Origin of the sequence: Glycomyces buryatensis (assembly GCF_004912275.1) — a bacterium.
Lineage (GTDB): Bacteria > Actinomycetota > Actinomycetes > Mycobacteriales > Micromonosporaceae > Glycomyces > Glycomyces buryatensis.
The window spans coordinates 1-18514 of sequence record NZ_STGY01000028.1; the positions used below are offsets into that span (position 1 = coordinate 1).

General features: G+C 67.1%; 15 protein-coding genes and 1 pseudogene. 3 read left to right on the forward strand and 13 right to left on the reverse strand.

Annotated features, from left to right (window positions below; genetic code table 11):
• Nucleotides 1–1047 (forward strand): ricin-type beta-trefoil lectin domain protein (locus FAB82_RS07295; protein WP_168801466.1); only part of this gene is annotated, 1047 nt, incomplete at its 5' end.
• Between the two features lie 284 nt (nucleotides 1048–1331).
• Here the strand turns inward: FAB82_RS07295 and FAB82_RS07300 are convergent.
• From FAB82_RS07300 to FAB82_RS07340, 9 genes are all read right to left on the reverse strand, one after another.
• Nucleotides 1332–2273, reverse strand: a complete 942-nt coding sequence (locus FAB82_RS07300; protein WP_211116432.1) for a pseudouridine-5'-phosphate glycosidase — start codon at nucleotides 2271–2273, stop codon at nucleotides 1332–1334.
• On the reverse strand, nucleotides 2270–2518 hold the full coding sequence (locus FAB82_RS07305; protein ID WP_136533891.1) for a tautomerase family protein: 249 nt from the start codon (nucleotides 2516–2518) through the stop codon (nucleotides 2270–2272). The genes FAB82_RS07300 and FAB82_RS07305 overlap by 4 nt, the downstream gene beginning before the upstream one ends.
• A 15-nt stretch (nucleotides 2519–2533) precedes the next feature.
• Nucleotides 2534–6487 carry a non-ribosomal peptide synthetase family protein gene (locus tag FAB82_RS07310; protein WP_136533892.1) on the reverse strand — a complete coding sequence of 1318 codons (3954 nt, stop codon included), beginning with the start codon at nucleotides 6485–6487 and terminating at the stop codon, nucleotides 2534–2536.
• 135 nt (nucleotides 6488–6622) lie between these two features.
• Entirely contained in the window at nucleotides 6623–7285 is a 663-nt protein-coding gene (locus tag FAB82_RS07315; protein WP_136533893.1) for an NAD(P)H-dependent oxidoreductase, read from the reverse strand.
• 123 nt (nucleotides 7286–7408) lie between these two features.
• Entirely contained in the window at nucleotides 7409–8101 is a 693-nt protein-coding gene (gene upp, locus FAB82_RS07320) for a uracil phosphoribosyltransferase (protein ID WP_136533894.1), read from the reverse strand.
• Between the two features lie 5 nt (nucleotides 8102–8106).
• On the reverse strand, nucleotides 8107–8793 hold the full coding sequence (locus tag FAB82_RS07325) for a phosphoribosylanthranilate isomerase (protein ID WP_136533931.1): 687 nt from the start codon (nucleotides 8791–8793) through the stop codon (nucleotides 8107–8109).
• 59 nt (nucleotides 8794–8852) lie between these two features.
• On the reverse strand, nucleotides 8853–9527 hold the full coding sequence (locus tag FAB82_RS07330) for a type 1 glutamine amidotransferase domain-containing protein (protein ID WP_136533895.1): 675 nt from the start codon (nucleotides 9525–9527) through the stop codon (nucleotides 8853–8855).
• Nucleotides 9528–9683: 156 nt separating this feature from the next.
• Nucleotides 9684–10463, reverse strand: a complete 780-nt coding sequence (locus tag FAB82_RS07335; RefSeq protein ID WP_136533896.1) for an alpha/beta fold hydrolase — start codon at nucleotides 10461–10463, stop codon at nucleotides 9684–9686.
• Nucleotides 10464–10545: 82 nt separating this feature from the next.
• A complete protein-coding gene (locus FAB82_RS07340) occupies nucleotides 10546–11400 on the reverse strand; it encodes an NmrA/HSCARG family protein (RefSeq protein WP_136533897.1) in 855 nt (284 codons plus the stop codon).
• Nucleotides 11401–11508: 108 nt separating this feature from the next.
• Here FAB82_RS07340 and FAB82_RS07345 point away from each other — a divergent pair, with 108 nt between their 5' ends.
• Nucleotides 11509–12447, forward strand: a complete 939-nt coding sequence (locus tag FAB82_RS07345; RefSeq protein WP_136533898.1) for a LysR family transcriptional regulator — start codon at nucleotides 11509–11511, stop codon at nucleotides 12445–12447.
• Here FAB82_RS07345 and FAB82_RS07350 read toward each other — a convergent pair.
• Nucleotides 12370–12843, reverse strand: coding sequence for a GNAT family N-acetyltransferase (locus FAB82_RS07350; RefSeq protein ID WP_136533899.1), 474 nt, complete (start codon nucleotides 12841–12843; stop codon nucleotides 12370–12372). The two genes, FAB82_RS07345 and FAB82_RS07350, sit on opposite strands and share 78 nt — an antisense overlap.
• Nucleotides 12844–13014: 171 nt before the next feature.
• Here FAB82_RS07350 and FAB82_RS07355 point away from each other — a divergent pair, with 171 nt between their 5' ends.
• Nucleotides 13015–14238 (forward strand): MFS transporter, encoded by a 1224-nt coding sequence (locus FAB82_RS07355; protein ID WP_136533900.1) that lies wholly within the window; start codon nucleotides 13015–13017, stop codon nucleotides 14236–14238.
• A gap of 170 nt (nucleotides 14239–14408) precedes the next feature.
• Here the strand turns inward: FAB82_RS07355 and FAB82_RS07360 are convergent, their stop codons facing one another.
• The 3 genes and pseudogenes from FAB82_RS07360 to FAB82_RS07370 all read right to left on the reverse strand — a co-directional run bounded on the left by FAB82_RS07360 (nucleotide 14409) and on the right by FAB82_RS07370 (nucleotide 18173).
• A complete protein-coding gene (locus tag FAB82_RS07360; protein WP_136533932.1) occupies nucleotides 14409–15437 on the reverse strand; it encodes a sodium:calcium antiporter in 1029 nt (342 codons plus the stop codon).
• Nucleotides 15438–15774: 337 nt separating this feature from the next.
• Nucleotides 15775–16809 (reverse strand): annotated as a pseudogene (locus FAB82_RS07365) (hemolysin family protein); the annotation flags it as partial.
• Nucleotides 16806–18173 carry a hemolysin family protein gene (locus tag FAB82_RS07370; protein ID WP_136533902.1) on the reverse strand — a complete coding sequence of 456 codons (1368 nt, stop codon included), beginning with the start codon at nucleotides 18171–18173 and terminating at the stop codon, nucleotides 16806–16808. The pseudogene FAB82_RS07365 and the gene FAB82_RS07370, both read right to left, overlap by 4 nt.
• Nucleotides 18174–18514: the final 341 nt, after the last annotated feature.

The window sequence follows — 18514 nt, forward strand, 5'->3', positions numbered from 1 at the left end:
TCCATGAACGAGGAGTTCGACGGGCAGTTCGGCGAGCCCACGCAGCCGTGCTATTCGAACATCAACAGCTACAACCAGATCTTCGTCGACACCGTGCGGCAGACCGGCGGCAACAACGGTTCGCGGTGGCTGCTCGTCCCCGGCTGGAACACGAACATCGACTACACCACCGGGGACTACGGCTTCGAGATTCCGACCGACGACCACCGATCCCCCGATATTCCCAGCGACGAGCAGCGGATCATGATCTCGGTGCACTACTACGATCCGTGGGACTTCGCCGGGGAGGAGAACGGCAACATCACCCAATGGGGGTCGGGCGCGACCGATCCGTCACAAACGTCCACCTGGGGGCAGGAGGACTTCATGGAGGGGCAGTTGCAGAAGACCCACGAGGCATTCGTCGCGCACGGATACCCGGTCGTCGTCGGCGAGTACGGCTCGATCGACAAGTCATCGCACGACTCGACAAACAGTCAGTACCGCGTGGACTACGCGCACACCTTTGCGGCCACCGCCAAGGAGTATGGAGCCGCCCCCATCTACTGGGACAACGGCTACAACGGGCAGTACGGGCACGGGCTGTTCGACCGAAACTCTTATGCGGTGACCCAACCGGGGATCGTCGATGCCATCATGAGCGGCCTCGGCTCGGGCCAACCGTCCGACTCGACCGCGATCGTCGGTGCGGCGTCGAACCGCTGCCTGGACGTCCCGAACTCCTCGACGAACGGGTCGCAGGCGCAGCTGTGGGACTGCTCGCAGCGCTCCGGCCAGCTGTTCGCCCGCACCTCCGCGGGCGAACTGAAGGTCGGCGGCAAGTGCCTCGACGCGTCGGGCTGGGGTACGACCAACGGCACCAAGGCGGTGACCTGGGACTGCTCGGGCGGCGCGAACCAGCGCTGGACCGTGAACTCGAACGGCTCAATCACCAACGTCCACAACGGACTCTGCCTCGACGCCAACGGCGCAGGTACCGCCAACGGCACCCAGATCATCCTCTGGACCTGCCACGGCGGCGACAACCAACGCTGGACCCTCCGATAGACCCGACCGCATAGGCACCGACTACTGCGGCCTTGGGCGTGGGCGGCACCGCGATGTGGTGCAGAACTTCCTGATGCGGTCCGCAGCGGTGTCGTGTATCGAGCCGCACATCGCGCCCGATATCCACAATGACGTGTATCAAGGATGTTGGACACGGATCCTCTCAAATCAGGATCCGTGTCCAACATCCTTGATACACGTCAAGCTGTCAAGGTTCCCCTATCACCGCAATACGACGGACCAAGATCGCTCCGTCTTCGGTCCCATGCCGACAGACGGGTCGCTCATAGCGCGGCGCGGAGGTGCTTGGCGTGCGCGGCAGCGAGACGACCGCCGACCTCGGCGGTGCTGATGAGCACTGCCATATTGGCCTCTCCGGTGCGTCCACCAGTCAGCTTGTCGACAGCGCGCATCAGATACTTGGTGATCGCATTACCCCGGATTCCCTCCTTTTCGGCGTCGGCCAGCGCCGCGGCGACCGCTGCCTCGGCTTCGTCGCGGTCGACCGCGTCCTCCTCGCGGGGTGGGGTGGTGATGAGGACGCTGCTGTTGCTGCCGGTCGCCCAGTGGTTCTCGACGACGCGGGCGATGACCTCCTCGTCATCTATCCGGTGGGGGCTGCGGATGCCGCTGGAGGCGCAGTAGAACGCGGGGAAGTCGTCCGACTGATAGGAGATCAGGGGGACGCAGTGGGTCTCCAGATACTCCATGGTCAGCTTGAGGTCGAGGATGTTCTTGGCGCCGGCGCAGACGACCGCCACCTTGGATCGGGTGAACTGGATCAGGTCCGACGAGATGTCCATCGTGGTCTCCGCGTCCCGGTGCACGCCGCCGATGCCCGCCGACGAGAAGAACGGGATTCCCGCCAGCTCCGCGCAGACCAGGGAGGAGGCCACGGTCGTGGCGCCCATGCCCCCTTGCGCCAGAATGACCGGCAGGTCCCTGCTGCTGACCTTGGGGATTCCGGACGCGGAGGCGAAACGCTCGATGTCCGTATCGCTCATTCCGATGATGATGCGCCCGGAATCGATGCCGATGGTCGCCGGAACCGATCCTGAGGACCTGACGGCCTCCTCGACCTGCTTGGCGGCGCTGAGGTTGTTCGGGTAGGGCAGGCCGTGGGTGATGACGTTCGACTCCAGGCCCACCACCGGGTTTCCGGCCTGTAGGGCCTCGGAGACCTCTTCGCTGAAGTCCAGCGGAATGCCGCTGCCGTGCTGGTTCACGCGTTCTCCTGTGGGTTGCCTAGGTAGTTCGGCGTCTTGATCAGCAGGTGCTCGCGCCCCGTGATCTCGGGGACGACGACCGTGTCGCTCCATTCGGCCTCTGGCACCGGTTCCAGGGCGATGGAGACGGCTCCTCGCGGGGTGTCGAGGTGCTTCGCGACCACCGTCGTGACCGCCTCGGACAGTCGCTCCCGCTGCTCCGCGGTGAAGTCCCGCGGGAAGTGCTTGATATTGACGTGCGGCACGGGCCGCTCCTTTCTCTACGCTGACGGCGAGGGTGGGCGGATGATCGTGTATGGCACCGTTCCTCCGTCCAAGAGCCCGGTTCTCGGCCGTGGCACCCGCGACGCCCGCGGGACCGGGCCGGGCGCGAGGCGAGGGGACGGGATCCGGTCGAGCGTTTCGCGGATCGCCGTGGCCAGCTCGGCCACGCCGTGCTCCTTCAGCACGCTGTAGTGGTCGCCTTCCAAGTCGACCGTCACCGGCGGGGCGGCGGAGTAGCCCGAGCGGCCTTCGAGGAACGAGTAGTCGTCACCCGTGGCCTTGAGCAGGACGACGGGTGCGTTCAGGCGGCGCTCGGTCAGCTCGCGGAAGGTGTACTCGAATTCGAACGTCTCCTCCACGATCCGAGTGATCCGCCGGATCCACGGCTCGTCGAGGTCCGGGTACAGCTCGTGGACGTATGACACGAAGCCCACCTCGTCCCGGGCTTCCTTCAGGCACCGCTCCACCGCGGGGCCTTCGACGACCCCGGAGAAGACCGAGAACAGGATCGACACGTACGCCGGGTTCGAATACGAGGCCTCGCGGCCGTGGAGCCTTCCGTCGTCCAGGCGCGTCCTCGGGTTGCCGGGGCAGATCAGCAGCAGGTGCTCCACCTGTTCGCCGCGCTGCTCCAACTGCCAGGCCGTCTCGAATGCGACCCGCGCCCCGAAGGAATAGCCCCACAGCGAGTAAGGGCCTTCGGGTTGGATGCGGCGGATCTCCGAGACGTCCGCGGCGGCCATCTCCCGGATCGTCGGCAGGGGGACCTCGCCGGGGTTGATGCCTTGGGCCTGCACCCCGTAGAAGGGCCGGTCCGGGGACGCCTCGCGCGCCAGGAGGCGCAGGTTCATCGGATAGCCGCCCAAGCCCGGCCAGCAGAACACCGGGCTGCCGGCCTTGGGGAGGTGCAAGGGCACCATTCGCGAGGAGGGTTCGTCGGTGTCGTTTTCGATGCGAGAGGCCAGGTCTCGCAGTTTCGGAGATTCGAAGACCACCTGGAGCGGAAGCCTCGTCCCGAACTCCCGGTTGATCCGGTTGACGAGCATGACCGCGATCAGCGAGTTCCCACCGGAGGCGAAGAACTCGTCCTCGACCGACACATGTTCGTAGCGCAGCGCCTCGCCCCACTGGTGGGCGAGCCAGCGCTCGGCGCGGGTCGCGGGGGCCACATGCGGAACGCCGGTCCCCACCGACCTCACCCGGTCGGAGGCGGCCAGGGCTTTGTGGTCGATCTTGCCGTTCGCGGTCAGCGGCAGGGCGTCCAGCACCAGTACCTGGCTCGGGATCATGAAGTGGGGCAGCGTGCGGGCCAGCTCGTCCTTGATCAACTCGGCGGGTCCGTGCATGTGGACGGTGTCCTCGCGCATGCCCTCGCTGCCTATCTGCTCGTCGGTCACCTTGCCGCCGATGCAGAAGTAGGAGGGTCCCGGCGCGATGCCGAGCGAGGACAGGATGTCGTCCATCCGGCGCGCGGCCGGGAGCGGGTGACCGGTTTTCGAGCTGTACCCCGAGGACATCAGGCCGATCTGGATGCCGTTGCGCTGGAGGTGATGCAGTTTGGCGCCCAGGCCGATGTACTCCAGCCACCCGCGGGTCTCCCGGCTGACGGCGGTGATGCCGAAGGAGGCGCGGTCGTAGACCTGCTGGTTGATGGCGATGACGTGCTTGGCCTGCACGATCTCGTCGGACACGCGCACCAGATCGCCACCGGAGTACCGGTACTGGCCCGGCCGCATCCCGTCGACGCGTCCGGGGTGGATCTGCACGTAGATCTCGGTGAGGTCCGGGCGGGGCTCGCCGCCCGCGGGGCCGATCTCGAAGGTGCCCAGGTAGTAGTCCTCGTCTGCGACGTCGGTGCGCTCCTTCGCGGACGGTCGGTATCCCACGGGCCGGATGTTCAGCCCGTATTCGGGCAGCACCTCCTCGAACACGCCCAGCATGTGCCCGGTCTCGAACTCCAGCACTTCCCGGATGTTGTTCTTGTACACCGGCTCTATCGCCCGCCGCTTGCCGATGAAGTGGACCGACAGCGGTCGGTCCGGGTCCGCCGCCGCATCGCCGATTCGCACCAGGGCGTGGTCGACCGGGTGGTAGTAGTACATTCCCGGATCCAGCCCCGCCGCGCCGGTGGTCTCCAGGTACAGCTGCGTCGCGTAGAGCGAGCCGGGAGAGGCGTAGGTGTACTTCGGCAGCAGCCGCTCGTCGCTCCGGTATTGGCCGAACCACCGCAGGAGGCGCCCGAGTTCGTCGAGGGTCAGCTCCCCGAGCCCGCGGGGGCGGGCGTCGAGCGGACGCGTGGCGAGCAGTGTCAGGAGGTCGCCGCGGGTGACGTCGCCTCCTTCGTAGAAGCGGTAGGTCTTGCGGCCGAAGGCGGTCCGACGCTGCCGTTCGGTCTCCCGGTTGCCGGGCAGCGCGATCGCCGTCCTGCCGCGCAGCTCCTCGGGGTCCCTGACGCCCGGATCGGACAACTGGGTCTTGACCTGGAGCTTGTTCGATTTGGACTGATGGTGTTCTCCGTGGCTGCCCTGGTCCATCAGGGCGGCTTCCTTCGGGTTCAGCTCGACGCAGGCCACCAGGTTCTGCGACCCGGTCCGGTCGTCGTCGGCGACGATCGCCGCGGCCCGCTTCACCCAGGTGTGCTCCTCGATCGTCCGGGCGATCTCCTCCAGCTCGATGCGGTGGCCGCGCAGCTTGACCTGGTTGTCCGCTCGGCCGGAGAAGGAGATGGTGCCGTCGGGATTCCAGGACGCCAGGTCGCCGGTCCGGTACAGCCGCTGCGTGGGTACGAACGGCGAGGGGACGAATCGCTCCTCGGTCTGGTCGGGCCGGTTGAGGTAACCGCGCGCGACCTGGATGCCTCCTATGTAGAGTTCGCCGGTCTCCCCGATGTCCGTCGGCGCCAGGTTCGCGTCGAGGATGAAGCATTGGGTGTTGTCGGCCGGCACGCCGATCGGGACGGTCGCCTGGTCCTCGTCGAGCGAAGTGGGATTGGTGAGGAACGACGTCGCGTTGATGGTGCATTCGGTGGGCCCGTAGAGGTTGACCAGCGACGACCACGGCAGGGCGTCGAAGTAGGCCGCCGCGAGCCGCCGCGGCAGTGCCTCGCCTCCGGAGAACACCTGCCGCAGGCTGGTGCACCGGCTGAACTCGGCGGTTTCCGTCAGCGCCTCCAGCAGTGTCGGCACACATTGGAGCGTGGTCACCCGGTGCTCGTCGATCGCCGCGATGAGCGCTTCGACGTCGCGGTAGACGCCCGGCGCGCCCATCACGACCTGGGCCCCCACCGCGGGGGCCAGGATCTCCCACTGCGCCGCGTCGAAGCTCACCGGCGTCTTCTGGAGCACCCTGCTGTGGTCGCCGAGATGACCGCAGGCGCGCATCCAGCGCATCTGCGACACGATGCTGCGGTGTTCGATCATCACACCCTTGGGCTTGCCGGTGCTGCCGGAGGTGTAGATGACATAGGCCAGGTCGCTCGACCCCGGCCCCGAAGGCCGCGCCCCCGGGAACCCTTCGGCCTCGTCCAGGGTGACGATCCTCGTCGCTTGTGGAGCGAAGGTCCGCAGGTCGTCTACGAGGTGCTGTTGAGTGACGATGACGTCGAGGCCGCTGTCCTGGATCATGTACCGGATCCGGTCCTGCGGGTAGTCCGGCGAGAGCGGCAGATAGGCCCCTCCGGAGAAGAGGATGCCCCACACGCCGATCATCAGGTCCAGGGACGGTTCGGCGAAGAGGCCGACGCGGTCGTCGGCGCCGACGCCCAGATGATTCAGGAGGCCTGCCAGCTCTGATGAGCGGGACACGAGGTCGCCGTAGGTCAGGTCGCCGTCGCCGGATTCGACCGCGGTGTCATCGGGTCGCAGCCGAGCTTGTTCGTGAAGCAGATCGGGCAGGCCGGTCTGCACGGGGATGCGTGGTGGGTGTTGTGATGCAACGCTATTGAAGGACATTGGTACTCCCTCCCGCGGCCCGCCTTGGGCGGGGTCAGCGAGCAGCGGATTCACCTGTGGGTTTCCTGGTTGCTGACCGGCGTCGTTGCCGGCGTCGTGCTCTGCGGCGCGGTGGGTGTTCAGCGCCGGCGCGGCTCAGGCTGCCGCGAGTCCCTTGGACAGGGCGGTGGCGATCGTGATGACCCTGGCGGTCTGGTGTCGGATGCCCGCCAGATCGCTTTCAGTGACGTTCTCGGCGAGGCGACCGGGGATCGCCTGGGGGCCGGAGACCGAGCTGGTCCCGTAGGGGTTGCCATTGCCCTTCGCCAGCGGGTCGTCGGCGGTCATTCCCGGCGCGACGATGACGCCGCCCCAGTGGTAGAAGACCTGGTTCAGCGACAGAATGGTGCTCTCCTGCCCGCCGTGCGGGGCGCCGGTCGAGGTGAACGACGACATGACCTTGTTCGCCAGCCCGCCGCGCGCGTTCAGCGGCCAGGCCGACTCGATGAAGTGCTTGAGCGGCGCGGGGATGAGGCCGAACCGTCCCGGTCCGCCCATCAGGATGGCGTCGGCCCAGTCGAGGTCGTCGATGCTCGCGGTCGGCACGTGTCGGGCGGCCTCGGTGTGCTCCTCCCACGCCTGCGTCCACTCGGTGAACTCAGTGGTGAGGGGTTCGTCGAGGTATTCGGCGACCCGGCGGAGCCGGGTTTCGGCACCGGTCTTCTCGGCCGCCTCGGCCGCGGCGGTGGCCAGCTTGTGGACGTTTCCGGTGGCGGAATAGTAGACGATGGCGATCCTGGCGACGTTGTCATCTGCCATTGGTGACACGACCTTTGGTGAGCTTGGAGCGCGGGCTCGTCCTCGGCGGGGATGGCCGAGGGGCCCTCAAGGGGGTACTCACGGTGGCGACGCTGCCACAGTGGGAATGGTAGTCGGCGGTCGCTAGACGGGAGGGTGATCGTCGGGCGTCGCGTCGGTGCCGAAGTACCGGTCGCCGAAGTCGCCGATGCCGGGCTGCATATAAGCGTTCTCGTTGAGCCCGTTCTCGATGGAGGAGGTCACCATCCGGACGTGCGGGTACCGGTTCTGAACGGCCCGGATGCCCTCCGGCGCCGACAGCACGTTGACGAAGACGATGTGCTCCTCCGGCACGCCCGCGTCGACCAGGACCTCGATGGCGGCCAACGCGGTCCCGCCGGTCGCGAGCATCGGGTCCAGCAGCAGCACGTGGCGGCTCGCGATGTCGACCGGCAGTGCCGAGTAGTACAGGTGCGGCAGCTTGGTCTGCTTGTCGCGCTGGATCAGGATCTTCCCGATCCGCACCCCCGGAGCGATCGTGCTCAGCTCCGTTTCCATGCTTTCGCCGGCGCGCGCGATCGACACGCCGCAGACTCGCGGGCTGACGCGCAGACCGCGATACGTCTGACCGACCGGAGTCTCCACGTCGACCGACTCGAAGGGAAACAGCTCCATTCCGGCCTCGACCAGCTGCCGGATGATCTGGCCGGCGTAGCCGACGAAGTCCTGCCGGTCGGCATCGCGGTCGCGGATGATGGTGTGCAGGGCTCGGAGCCGCCTGGTCTGCGGAAGCAGCTGGACGACATCCTCAGTAGACTTTGCGATCTCGGTGACCATGGGTCTCACCCCTGCTCGTCCGCGGTCCGGGCGAAGGCCCGGCGGGCCTCCTGGACGAACTTGCGCACCTTGAGCCGGTCCTTGCGGCCGGTGGAGTCCTCCAGTCCGGTGTGGGCGTCGACGGCGGCGGGGCGCACCTGCTCGATCGCGTCCGCGACATTGTCCGGGTTCAGTCCGCCGGCCATCATCAGCGGACGCGGCGAGATCCGCACCAGTTCGGCGCTGACGTTCCAGTCGTGCAGGAGACCCGTGGCGCCCTTGGCACCGGTGGCCGGGTTGAAGCTGTCGGTGATGAACATGTCGACCCACTCCGAACTGGACTCGACGATCTTGGACAGCTCGTCGATATTGTCCGACTTGACCACCAGGCTCTTGAGGACGTAGAGGTCCGGGGCGATGGTCCGCAGCCGGCGCAGCTGCTCGGGGGTCACGTCGCCGTGGAGTTGGATCGCGCCGACTCCCATGTCGGTGCAGAATCCCTTGATCTCGTCGGCGTCGGTGAGGTAGGTGATGATGACGCCCTTGTGCTCCGGCTGGATCGCCTTGACGATCGCGGCGGCGTCCGCTTCGGACAGGTCCTCGTTCTTCTTGGGGAGCCGCAGCGCGAACCCGAGCCAGTCGGCCCCTTCCTCGATGATGAGGTCGGCCTCTGCCTGGTCGATGATGCCGGCGACCTGGATCAGTCCATGCATGAGCATTGCCTCTTCCTGTAATGCGGCGGCGGGAGGTCCGCGCCGCGGTTCGGGTGCGATTAGGAGAGTTCGGCGACGATCAGTTTTGCCAGCGGGGCCGCGGACGCGGGGTTCTGGCCGGTGAGGAGGCGTCCGTCCTTCGCGGTGTGGCCGACGTAGTTCGGCGCCTTGGTGTGCAGGGCCCCACGTTCCTTCAGCCGGTCCTCCAGCAGGAACGGCATGGCGTCGACGAGGCCCACGGAGTCCTCCTCCTCATTGGTGAAGGAGGCGACCTGCTTGCCCGCCACGAGGAGCGAGCCGTCCGACAGGCGGAGGTCGACCAGGGCGGCCGGGCCGTGGCAGACCGCCGAGACCAGGCCTCCCCGCTCGTAGATCCCGGCGGCGATCCGGGCCAGGTCCGGTGACGCGGGGAAGTCCCACATGGCCCCGTGGCCGCCGACGTAGAAGATCGCCGCATAGTCATCCGACTCGACCTGGGAGGCGGGACGGGTGGCGGCGAGCTTGGCCTGCACCGCATCCTCGGCCAGGAACTTCACGATCTCCGGATCGTCCTCCTCGCCGTCGAAGACCACCGGCGGCGGGGTGCCGCCCTTGACGGACACGAAGTCGACTTCGAATCCCGCGGCGGTGAAGACGTAATAAGGGTGTGCCGCCTCCGAGACGCTGTAGCCGGTGGAGTTGCCGGTGTCGCCCAGGACATCGTGGCTGCTGATTGCCATCAGTACCTTGGTCATGCTGGTCTCCCTGTGTGTGGCCCCGCCGGATCACCGCGCGGGGCCGGGCGGATCGAAGCCGGGCGCGGCCCCTCTGCGTCGCTTGCGAGCCGTGAATCAGAGCAGGCTCGCAGGCCGGGCCGCGCCCGAAATGCGCCCCATGACGAGGCGCGGGTGTCAGTTCTGTCCGATGAAGTCGTTGATGAGCTTCACGGACTCCTCGGGCTTCTCGAACAGCATCATGTGGCCGCTGTCGAGTTCGACGTATTCGGCGTTCGGGATGGCCGCGTGGAGTTCACGGGAGTGGTGCGTGGGGACGGCGCCGTCCGGGTTGGCGGCGACGACCAGGGTCGGGGCCTGGACCTTGCCGACGATGTCGCTGATGTCGGTCTCGATCAGCAGCTCCAGCTGCCGGATCCGGCCGCTGGACGGGCTCAGTTCCGCCCCCATCTTGTCGACCTCTTCGAGGCTGGGGAGGGTGTTGATGAACGCCGGGCTGAACGCGGTGGTCGTCAGCACGCGGCCGAACGCGAGCGGGTCGTGCTTCTGACTCAGCGTCAGGCCGACCAGGTTCTTCATGTAGGCGTCGGCCTTGACCAAGCCGCCCAACGGGACCAGGCGCCGCACCTTCTCCGGGTACAGGGCCGCGGCGGCGGCCACGACCGCGCCGCCGAGGGAGAAGCCCACCAGGTCGACCGGGCCGAACCCGGAGTCGTCGATGATGGCGGCGACCTCCGCGGCCTGCTGCTCGATGGTGAGCGCGCCGCCGTCGTCCTCGGCGGCCTCACTGCCGGACAGGTCGGCCAGGATCACGGTGTGACCCTTGGCGAACTCGTCCACCAGGTGGCCGAATGCGCTCTGGCCGCCCTTGCCGACCCCGTGCACGAGCATCAGGGTCGGGCCGGACCCGGTGACCGTGTACTGCACGCGCGAGGTTCCCACAGGAATCGTAGGCATAACTGACTGTCTCCTTCAGAGTTGGGTGTTGGGGAGCGAATCGGTCGGAATATCGGATGCGGTCGGCGGGTGTGATGCTGCCCTACCAGTGCTTCCTCAGCCATGCGTCCAGAGTCAGCAGGCTCTGGTGCCGTTCGCGGAGCGAGGGAATGTCGGCCTGGTAGCCGCTGTCGTCCAGCCAGGCGAACATGTTCGCCAGCTCCTCCGAAAAGGACCGCAGCTCCTCGATCGGCTGGCGGGTGAAGCTCGTCGGGATGCCGTCGACGCGGGTGAACGCCGCGGCGATCTCTCGCACGGTCAATTCGTCGCCGGCGATCTCGATCTGCTTGCCGATGAACTCTCCGGGTGTCGCGAACACGTCCGCGGTGATCCGCCCGATGTCGGACAGGGCGATCATCTGGAGCGAGGTGTCCGCGTTCAGCGCGAGCGAGCCGACCCGTTCGCCGTTCTGCGCCTGGGGCAGCAGGTAGGACCAGTTCTCCATGAAGAACACCGGCCTGAGCACCGTGGACGGAACGTCGAGCGCGGCGAGGTGCGCCTCGATCTCCGCCTTGGTGTCGAAATGGGTGACCTTGGAATCGCGCCCGACCGCGCCGACGGAGCTGTAGACCAGGTGCGCGACGCCGGCGGCCGCGGCCGCGTCGGCGATGTTCTTGCCCTGCCGGATCTCGGCTTCCGGGTCGGGGTTGGGCAAGTCCGCGGCCTGCACACTGAAGACGCCGTGCACGCCCCGTGTCGCCTCCCGCAGCGACGCGGGATCGTCCAGATCTCCGACGACCAGTTCCGCTCCCAGCGCCTTCAGGTCCTGGGACGCGGGTTTCTCCGGGTCGCGGACCAACGCGCGCACCGCCTGACCGCGGTCGAGCAGGCTGCGTGCGACGGCGCCGCCCTGACCTCCGGTGGCACCGGTGACCAACACGTTCCTTTCGTTCGACACTCGAACGTCCTTTCTATTTCCTGGGCCTGTAGCGCCAGTATTGAGGATGTTGATCTATGAGTCCAATGCAGATTTGTCATGCAGTCGATCTCGATAGAAGATTGAACCGTGGACCTGCAGCAGATGCGTTACGTCGTCGCCATCGCCGAGACGAACAACTTCACCCGTGCCGCCGAACGATGCCTGGTCGTTCAATCCGCGCTCAGCCACCAGGTCGCACGTCTGGAGCGGGAGCTGGGCGCCAAGCTCTTCGAACGCACCAGCCGCAAGGTGAGGTTGACCCCGGCCGGCGAGGCGTTCCTGCCCTCGGCCCGAGAGTGCCTGGAGGCGGCCGAGCGGGCCCGCGCCTATGTCGCCGCGGCGGTCGGCGAGGTGCGGGGCCGGCTCTCGGTCGGGCTGATCCCCACCGTCGCCGCGGTCGACATTCCCCGGGCACTGCGGGAGTTCCGGCGGCGGCACCCGCAGGTCCACATCGGGTTGCGCGTCGGTGCCAGCGACGAACTGGTCGAACAGGTCAAGGAGGGGTCCATCGAGGTGGCCTTCCTCGGCCTGCCGACCAATTTCCTCCTCGAAGGCGTCAGCTCGCGGGTACTGGCCCGCGACCGGCTGGTCACCGTGGTCGCACCGGACCACCCCCTGGCCGGCGAGGAATCGGTCTCCCTCGATCAGCTCGCGTCCGAGGTGTTCGTGGACCTGCCCGCCGGGACGGCGGGGCGCATCCAGTCCGATCAGGCGTTCGAGGCCGCCGGGGTCCTCCGCGAGGTCGCCTTTGAAGTGACCACATCGGATTTCATGGCCCGACTCGTCGCCGAGGGGCTCGGCATCGCCATGTTCCCCTCGGCGTACGTCCCGCAACTCACCGGACTGATCACGGTCGAGGTCACGGACGCGCCGGCCCGGATCGAGCACGTGATCTGGCGCAGCGAGGGCTGCACGCCCGCCTCGAGCGCCTTCCTGTCACTCCTCGGTTTAACGGTCCCGGGGCTCCGCGCCCCCGGCGTGGTCGGCCGCGGGGGCGAGCAGGCCGACGTCGACCGCGCGCGCTGAGTGCCGCCAGATCGCCATCGCCGTGTTCATGCGCAGGAAGCCGAGCCTGCTGTAGAAGTCCTCGGTGCCGGGGGCCGCGTAAAGGATGATCTTCTTGTGGCCTCTGACGGCATCGACCAGCCTGCGGATGACGGCGGATCCCAGGCCCCGCCCCTGGTGATCGGGGTGGACCGCCACGTCGGCTATGTAGGCGCAGTCGGCGCCGTCCGCCAGGGACCGGCCCGCGCCGACGAGTTCGCCGCCCTTGTAGACGAAGACGGTGAATCTGCTGTTGCCGAAGACGGTTGCGAGGTGAGCGGGCGGTTTGTCTCCCAGCGGTGCGATGCGGTACAACTGCGACAACTCGTCGAGGTCGACGCCGTCGAGGCTGTCGCTCCACGCATAGTCCTCGGTCACCACAGCGTCCTTTCCCTTGATAGCCTGGCCGATCCAGCGTAGCCACAAGTCGCGATCGACCAGCTCGGACCGCCCATGCGACGCCACCGAAATCTATCAATCACGATACGAGATCCTTCCTATGATCAGAATGAATTGGACTCATAGCGAGTTAGCGCCAATGATTAGGGCATGACAGGTTCTGCCCAAGCCCAGGCCCCAACGGACACCTCGCCCAGAACACTGACCAGGCTCATCCTGCTGATCATGGCGGTGGCGGCGGGACTATCGGTGGCCGGCAACTACTTCGCCCAACCGCTGCTCGGACTGCTGCAATCCGAGCTGCACATGACCACCACCAACGCCACCTTGACCGTCGCGGTGGCGCAGATCGGATACGCACTGGGGCTGTTTTTCCTGGTTCCCTTGGGAGACAGGTATTCACGCCGAGGACTCTCGGCCGTCCTGCTGATCGCCACCGGACTGCTCCTGGCACTGGCGGGATCGGCCACCAACGGGTCGGTGCTGCTCGCGGCCACGGGACTGGTCGCCGTCACCTCGGTCGGCGCTCAGATCTTGGTCCCCTTCGTCGCCGAACTGAGCACACCGGACAGTCGGGCCCGCAATATCGGCATCGTCATGGCCGGGGTCCTCGCGGGCGGCATCGGGGGCCGGGCCTTCGCCGGAATCGTCGCCGAGGCCGCCGGATGGCGGGCCGTCTACTGGTCCACCGCTGTCATGCTGGTGATCGTCGCCTTCGTCGTCTTCCGGCTACTGCCACCCAAGGACGACGCCCAGCAGGGGAATGACACGAGCTTGACGAGCCTGATGCGGTCCACAGTGACACTGCTGGTCGAGCTGCCCGCCCTCAGGCGGCCCATTCTGGCAGCCATGCTGTCGATGGCCTCGTACATCATCCATCTGACGACCATCACGCTGCTGCTGGACGACGAGCCGTACAGCTGGAACCCTGCATTCATCGGCCTGATCGGCCTCATCGGCTTCATCGGCCCGTTGTCGATGCCCATGGCCGGGCGATTCGTCGACCAGGGGCACGCCAAGACCGTTCTGGTGACCGGTCTGCTGCTGTCGACCACTGCTTGGGTCGTGATGCTTCCGGCGCAGAGTGGGCAGATCGCCTGGCTCATCGCCGGAATCATCCTGATCAACGTGGGGCACACGGCCATGCTCAATGCGGCGCAAAGCACCTGCTACGAGCTGCGGCCGACCGCGCGCAGTCGGATCAACGCCGTGTTCATGACGCTGTTCTTCGCCGGCGGCGCCGCCGGAGGAGCGGCCGTGTCCGTGATCTGGGCCCACTCCCAATGGGTCGGCACCTGTGTTCTGGGCGCCATTCTGGCCGGTCTCGGACTACTCGTCGCCGCCTCTTTCCGCAGTGCCCGATCGAACGAGTAAAAGGAACGGCCGATACGCAGCGCCCAAACCCTCAACTAGACACCGTTCTCACCCGCCTTGAAAACTCGTTCGAGGCGGGCGAGCCGTCTTCTGGCCCTTCTCGGCGAATACGAAGCCACGGCGAACTCTCCGTTATGGACGCTCCGTCGGTGCCGCCGTGACATCGGCGGTCAGAAGGCGAGGACGAGCACGGCGCTGAGATAGATGGCGGCCAGCACCACTCCGTCGAACCCGAGTCGCCACCACCCTCGCCGCTGGCGCACCAGCAGCCCGCCGAGCAGAACCGCGGTCATCAGCAGAGCCGCGGTGGTCAAGAACAACTGGTCGCCCGTGGCGTGGTGGAACAGTGAACCGTCACGGAACGCCAGGTCGCCGATGACGAGGTTGAGCGCATCCAGGCAGTTCCCACCGATGACGGCGGCGACCGCGAGGGTCAATGCGCCCCGACGCACCGCGGCGATCGCCGCGACCGTCTCGGGCAACGCGTTGACCACCCCCATCAATACCCCGCCGACGAACCCAGCCTCCATTCCCGTTGAGGCGACCAGGCTCTCCCCGGCACGTGCCACCGCCCAACCGCTGACCACGACGCCCGCGGCGGTCAGAGCGAACCTCGACCACAGCCAGGCGGCCGCGCGGCCGGCGAAGGCGTCGTGTTCGGCTTGGACATCGGGGCGGGTCTCTCGGGTCGTGACCGCCCTCCACATCGGCTGGTGCCTCCCACGGATCAACTGGAGCCCGCCCCAGTAGAACGCGACCATCACCAGCGAGGCCGGGTGGAATCCGAACACAGTGACTTCGGGACTGAAGGAGGCCAGCAGCCCCGAGGCCAGCAGCACGATCAGCAGGCAACCGAACAGCAGGTTCTCCTCTGAAGCGGCGGCATGCTCGAGATTGACGCGCCGGTAGACGGCGTCGGCGATTACGATGGCCAACGTCTGTGCGGCGATCCCGCCTACAGCGTTGCCGTAAGCCAGCTCCGGCAGACCATTCGCCGCGCTCACCGCCGTCATCATGATGCCCGACAGGGACGTGGCGAGGCCGAAGAACACCGCTCCGAAGAACGCCTCTCCCCAACCGGTGCGGTCGGCCAAGGTATCGCCGAGAGCGACCAACCGCACCCCGAACACCGCCGTCAGGCACGCCGCGGTCACAAAGACCGCCACCGCCCCCGCCACCGGCCAGACGCCGAACAGCAACCCACCCACACCGCCAGCGTGAAGCACCTCGGCCCCGGGCGCAGCAGTTCACCCAAGTCCGGACCGCAAGCACGATCACCTCACGCGGCACGACCCTCGAACTGCTTGCACGACTTCACATCCGAAACGCTCGGTTCACACCGACCCGCTGCGAGCGCGAACACTTCTCCGACCGCGTGATCGTTTCAGCTGCGATGTAAGGCTTTCCGCTCCAAGCGGATTCACCAGGTCTACTGTTCCGAAAGGGACTCAAGCGAATGGCCGACCGCGCCGGCAGTGGCGCGGGCTCGGACCTGAGTCGCCCGAGCCCGCGTGTGATCTCGTCCCGTAAGGAGCGGCTGGCGGCGTCCTGGACTTCGCCGATGAGTTCTTCGACGATGTCTTCGAGGAACAGCACCCCTGTCGTGGCCCCATCGTCGCCCGTCACTCGCGCGACGTGAGCGTCATGAGTCCGGATCTGGGCAAGGGCGTGCTCGAGTTCGGCGCCGACGGCGACGACCGGGAGGCCGCGGATGCGGTCGGCCGGGACCGGTCGGTCGATCGAGTCAGGACCCGAGAGGTCGAGCACGTCCTTGAGATGCAGGTAGGAGTGCGGTGTCCTCTCAGCGTCATCGATGACATAGCGGGAGTAGCCGCTGCGCGCGACCGCCTGCTGCACATCGCGCGGCGTGACGTGCTCCGGCAGCAGGACCAGTTCGCCGAGGGGCACTTCGACGTCGGCAACGGTCTTCTCGGTGAACTCGAACGCCGCCGTCACGGTCCCGGAGTCGTCCACCAGGGTGCCCTCGCGGGTCGACTCCTCGACGATGGTCGCTACCTCGTCGATCGTGTAGGTGCTCTGGGCCTCGTCCTTGGGTTCGACCCGAAAGAGCCTGAGCACCCCGTTGGCGATCGCATTCAGAGTCCAGATCAGCGGCCTGACGATGCGGGAGACGACCACCAGCGGCGGAGCGAGGATGAGCGCCGCCCGGTCCGGGACGGAGAACGCGAGGTTCTTCGGGATCATCTCGCCGAACACGACGTGCAGGAACGTCACCAGCAGCAACGCCACCGCGAACGCGATCCCGGTGACCATGCCGGGCGTGAGTCCGGTCCACCCCAGCGGGTACTCGAGCAGGTGGTGGATGGCCGGTTCGGACACATTCAGGATGACCAGCGAGCACACCGTGATACCCAACTGGCTCGTCGCCAGCATGAGGGTCGCGTGCTCCATCGCCCACAGGGTCGTCTTCGCCGCCCGGCTCCCCTCCGCGGCGCGCGGCTCGATCTGGGAACGGCGGGCGGAGATGACCGCGAACTCGGCGCCGACGAAGAACGCGTTGACGACCAGCAGCACCACCAGCCAGACCAGTCCGGGAAGGTACTCGCTCATCGGTTCGTCTCCTTCTCGAACTCATCGAGGATGCGCTCGCGCGTCCCGCCGAAGGCCGGGTCCGTCGCGGGATCGTCAGGCAGATACCGCAGGCGGTCGATCCGGGAGCCGCTCAACCGGTCCACGCGGAGCACGCCGTACTCCAACCGCACTTCCTCGCCGAGCGCGGGGATGCGCTCGAGCGCATCGAGGACGTAGCCGGCGACGGTCTCGTACTCCTCGCCCTCGGGGATGCGGATGCCCGCGCGGTCCCACAGCTCGTCCGGTCGCAGGGATCCGCTGAACAGCACCGAATTGGACTGTTTCACGACCAGCGTCTGGCGCTGATCGTGCTCATCGTGGACCTCTCCGAGCAGTTCCTCCACGAGGTCTTCGAGGGTGACTATGCCGGCGGTGCCGCCGTGCTCGTCGACGACCACGGCGATCTGAAAGCCGCGGCCGCGCAGCGTGCCCAGGAGCGAGCCGACCCCGGCGGCCTCGGGGACCTTCAAGGGATCGGACATCAGCTCGGTCACCGGCACGGCGTGGCGCTGGTCGAACGCAACACCATAAGCGGTCTTGACGTGCGCGACGCCGATGACATCGTCCACATCCTCACCGAGCACGGGGAAGCGGGAATGGCCGGTCTTGGCGGACTCGGCGATCACGTCCGCCGCACTCGCTGTGCGCTCCAACGTCACGGCTCGCACGCGCGGGGTCATGACCTCGGCGGCGGTATGGGTGGAGAAGGTCAGGGTGCGGTACAGCATCGCGGCCTCGCCGCGGTCGAGTGCTCCTTCGGTCGCCGAGCGGCGGATCAGGAAGCTAAGCTCCTCGGCGCTGCGCGCTCCGGACAGCTCCTCCTTGGGTTCAATGCCCATCGACCGGATCACCCGGTTCGCGGTCCCGTTGAAGAACAGGATGATCGGCTTGAATACGAACGTGAACCCGATCTGGAACGGGACGACGAGTCTGGCGGTCGCCAGGGGGACCGCGAGCGCGAAGTTCTTCGGGACCAGTTCGCCGAAGATCATCGAGAACAAGGTCGCCAGTGCGACGCCGACGATGGCGCCTACCGCGCTCACCGCGGTTTCGGCGACGCCGATGCCGAGGAGCGGGTCGCGCAGGAGGGAGCTGATCGCGGGCTCGAACGTGTAACCGGCCAGCAGAGTGGTGAGGGTGATACCCAGCTGCGCACTCGACAGATGCGTGGAGGTCACCTTCAACGCACGGATCGTCGGGGCCAGGCCCTTCTCTCCGAGCAAGTGACGGCGCTCCAATTCGGCCCGGTCGAGGTTGACCAGCGCGAACTCGGAGGCGACGAATAGTCCAGTGCCGACGGTCAAGACGACCCCGGCGAGGATGCCCCAGACTTCCGTACTCAACGCCCACCCCGAAGCAGCTTCGTCGTGACCGACAATGGCTGGCCCGAGGCAGGCCAGGGTTTGTGGCTAGGAGAATCGTCCATGCCGACGAGCATAACGGGAAGCGACGACGGCAACCGCGAGAAGGTAGCCGCATCACATCGCCGCTGCCGGAAACAGGCCGACCACCGCGAGACCCCCAGCGCCCCTGCACCCCTGCGCCCCTCAATCTGACCCGGGCCCCGGCAACTCACCGACGGGCGCACCCCCGGACGCGGCTGCCGAATCCGACCGTCGTTCTTCCTTTGAGGACGTTCACGCGATTGCCGAGGGGCATGAAGAATCATGCCCAAAGGTTCGCC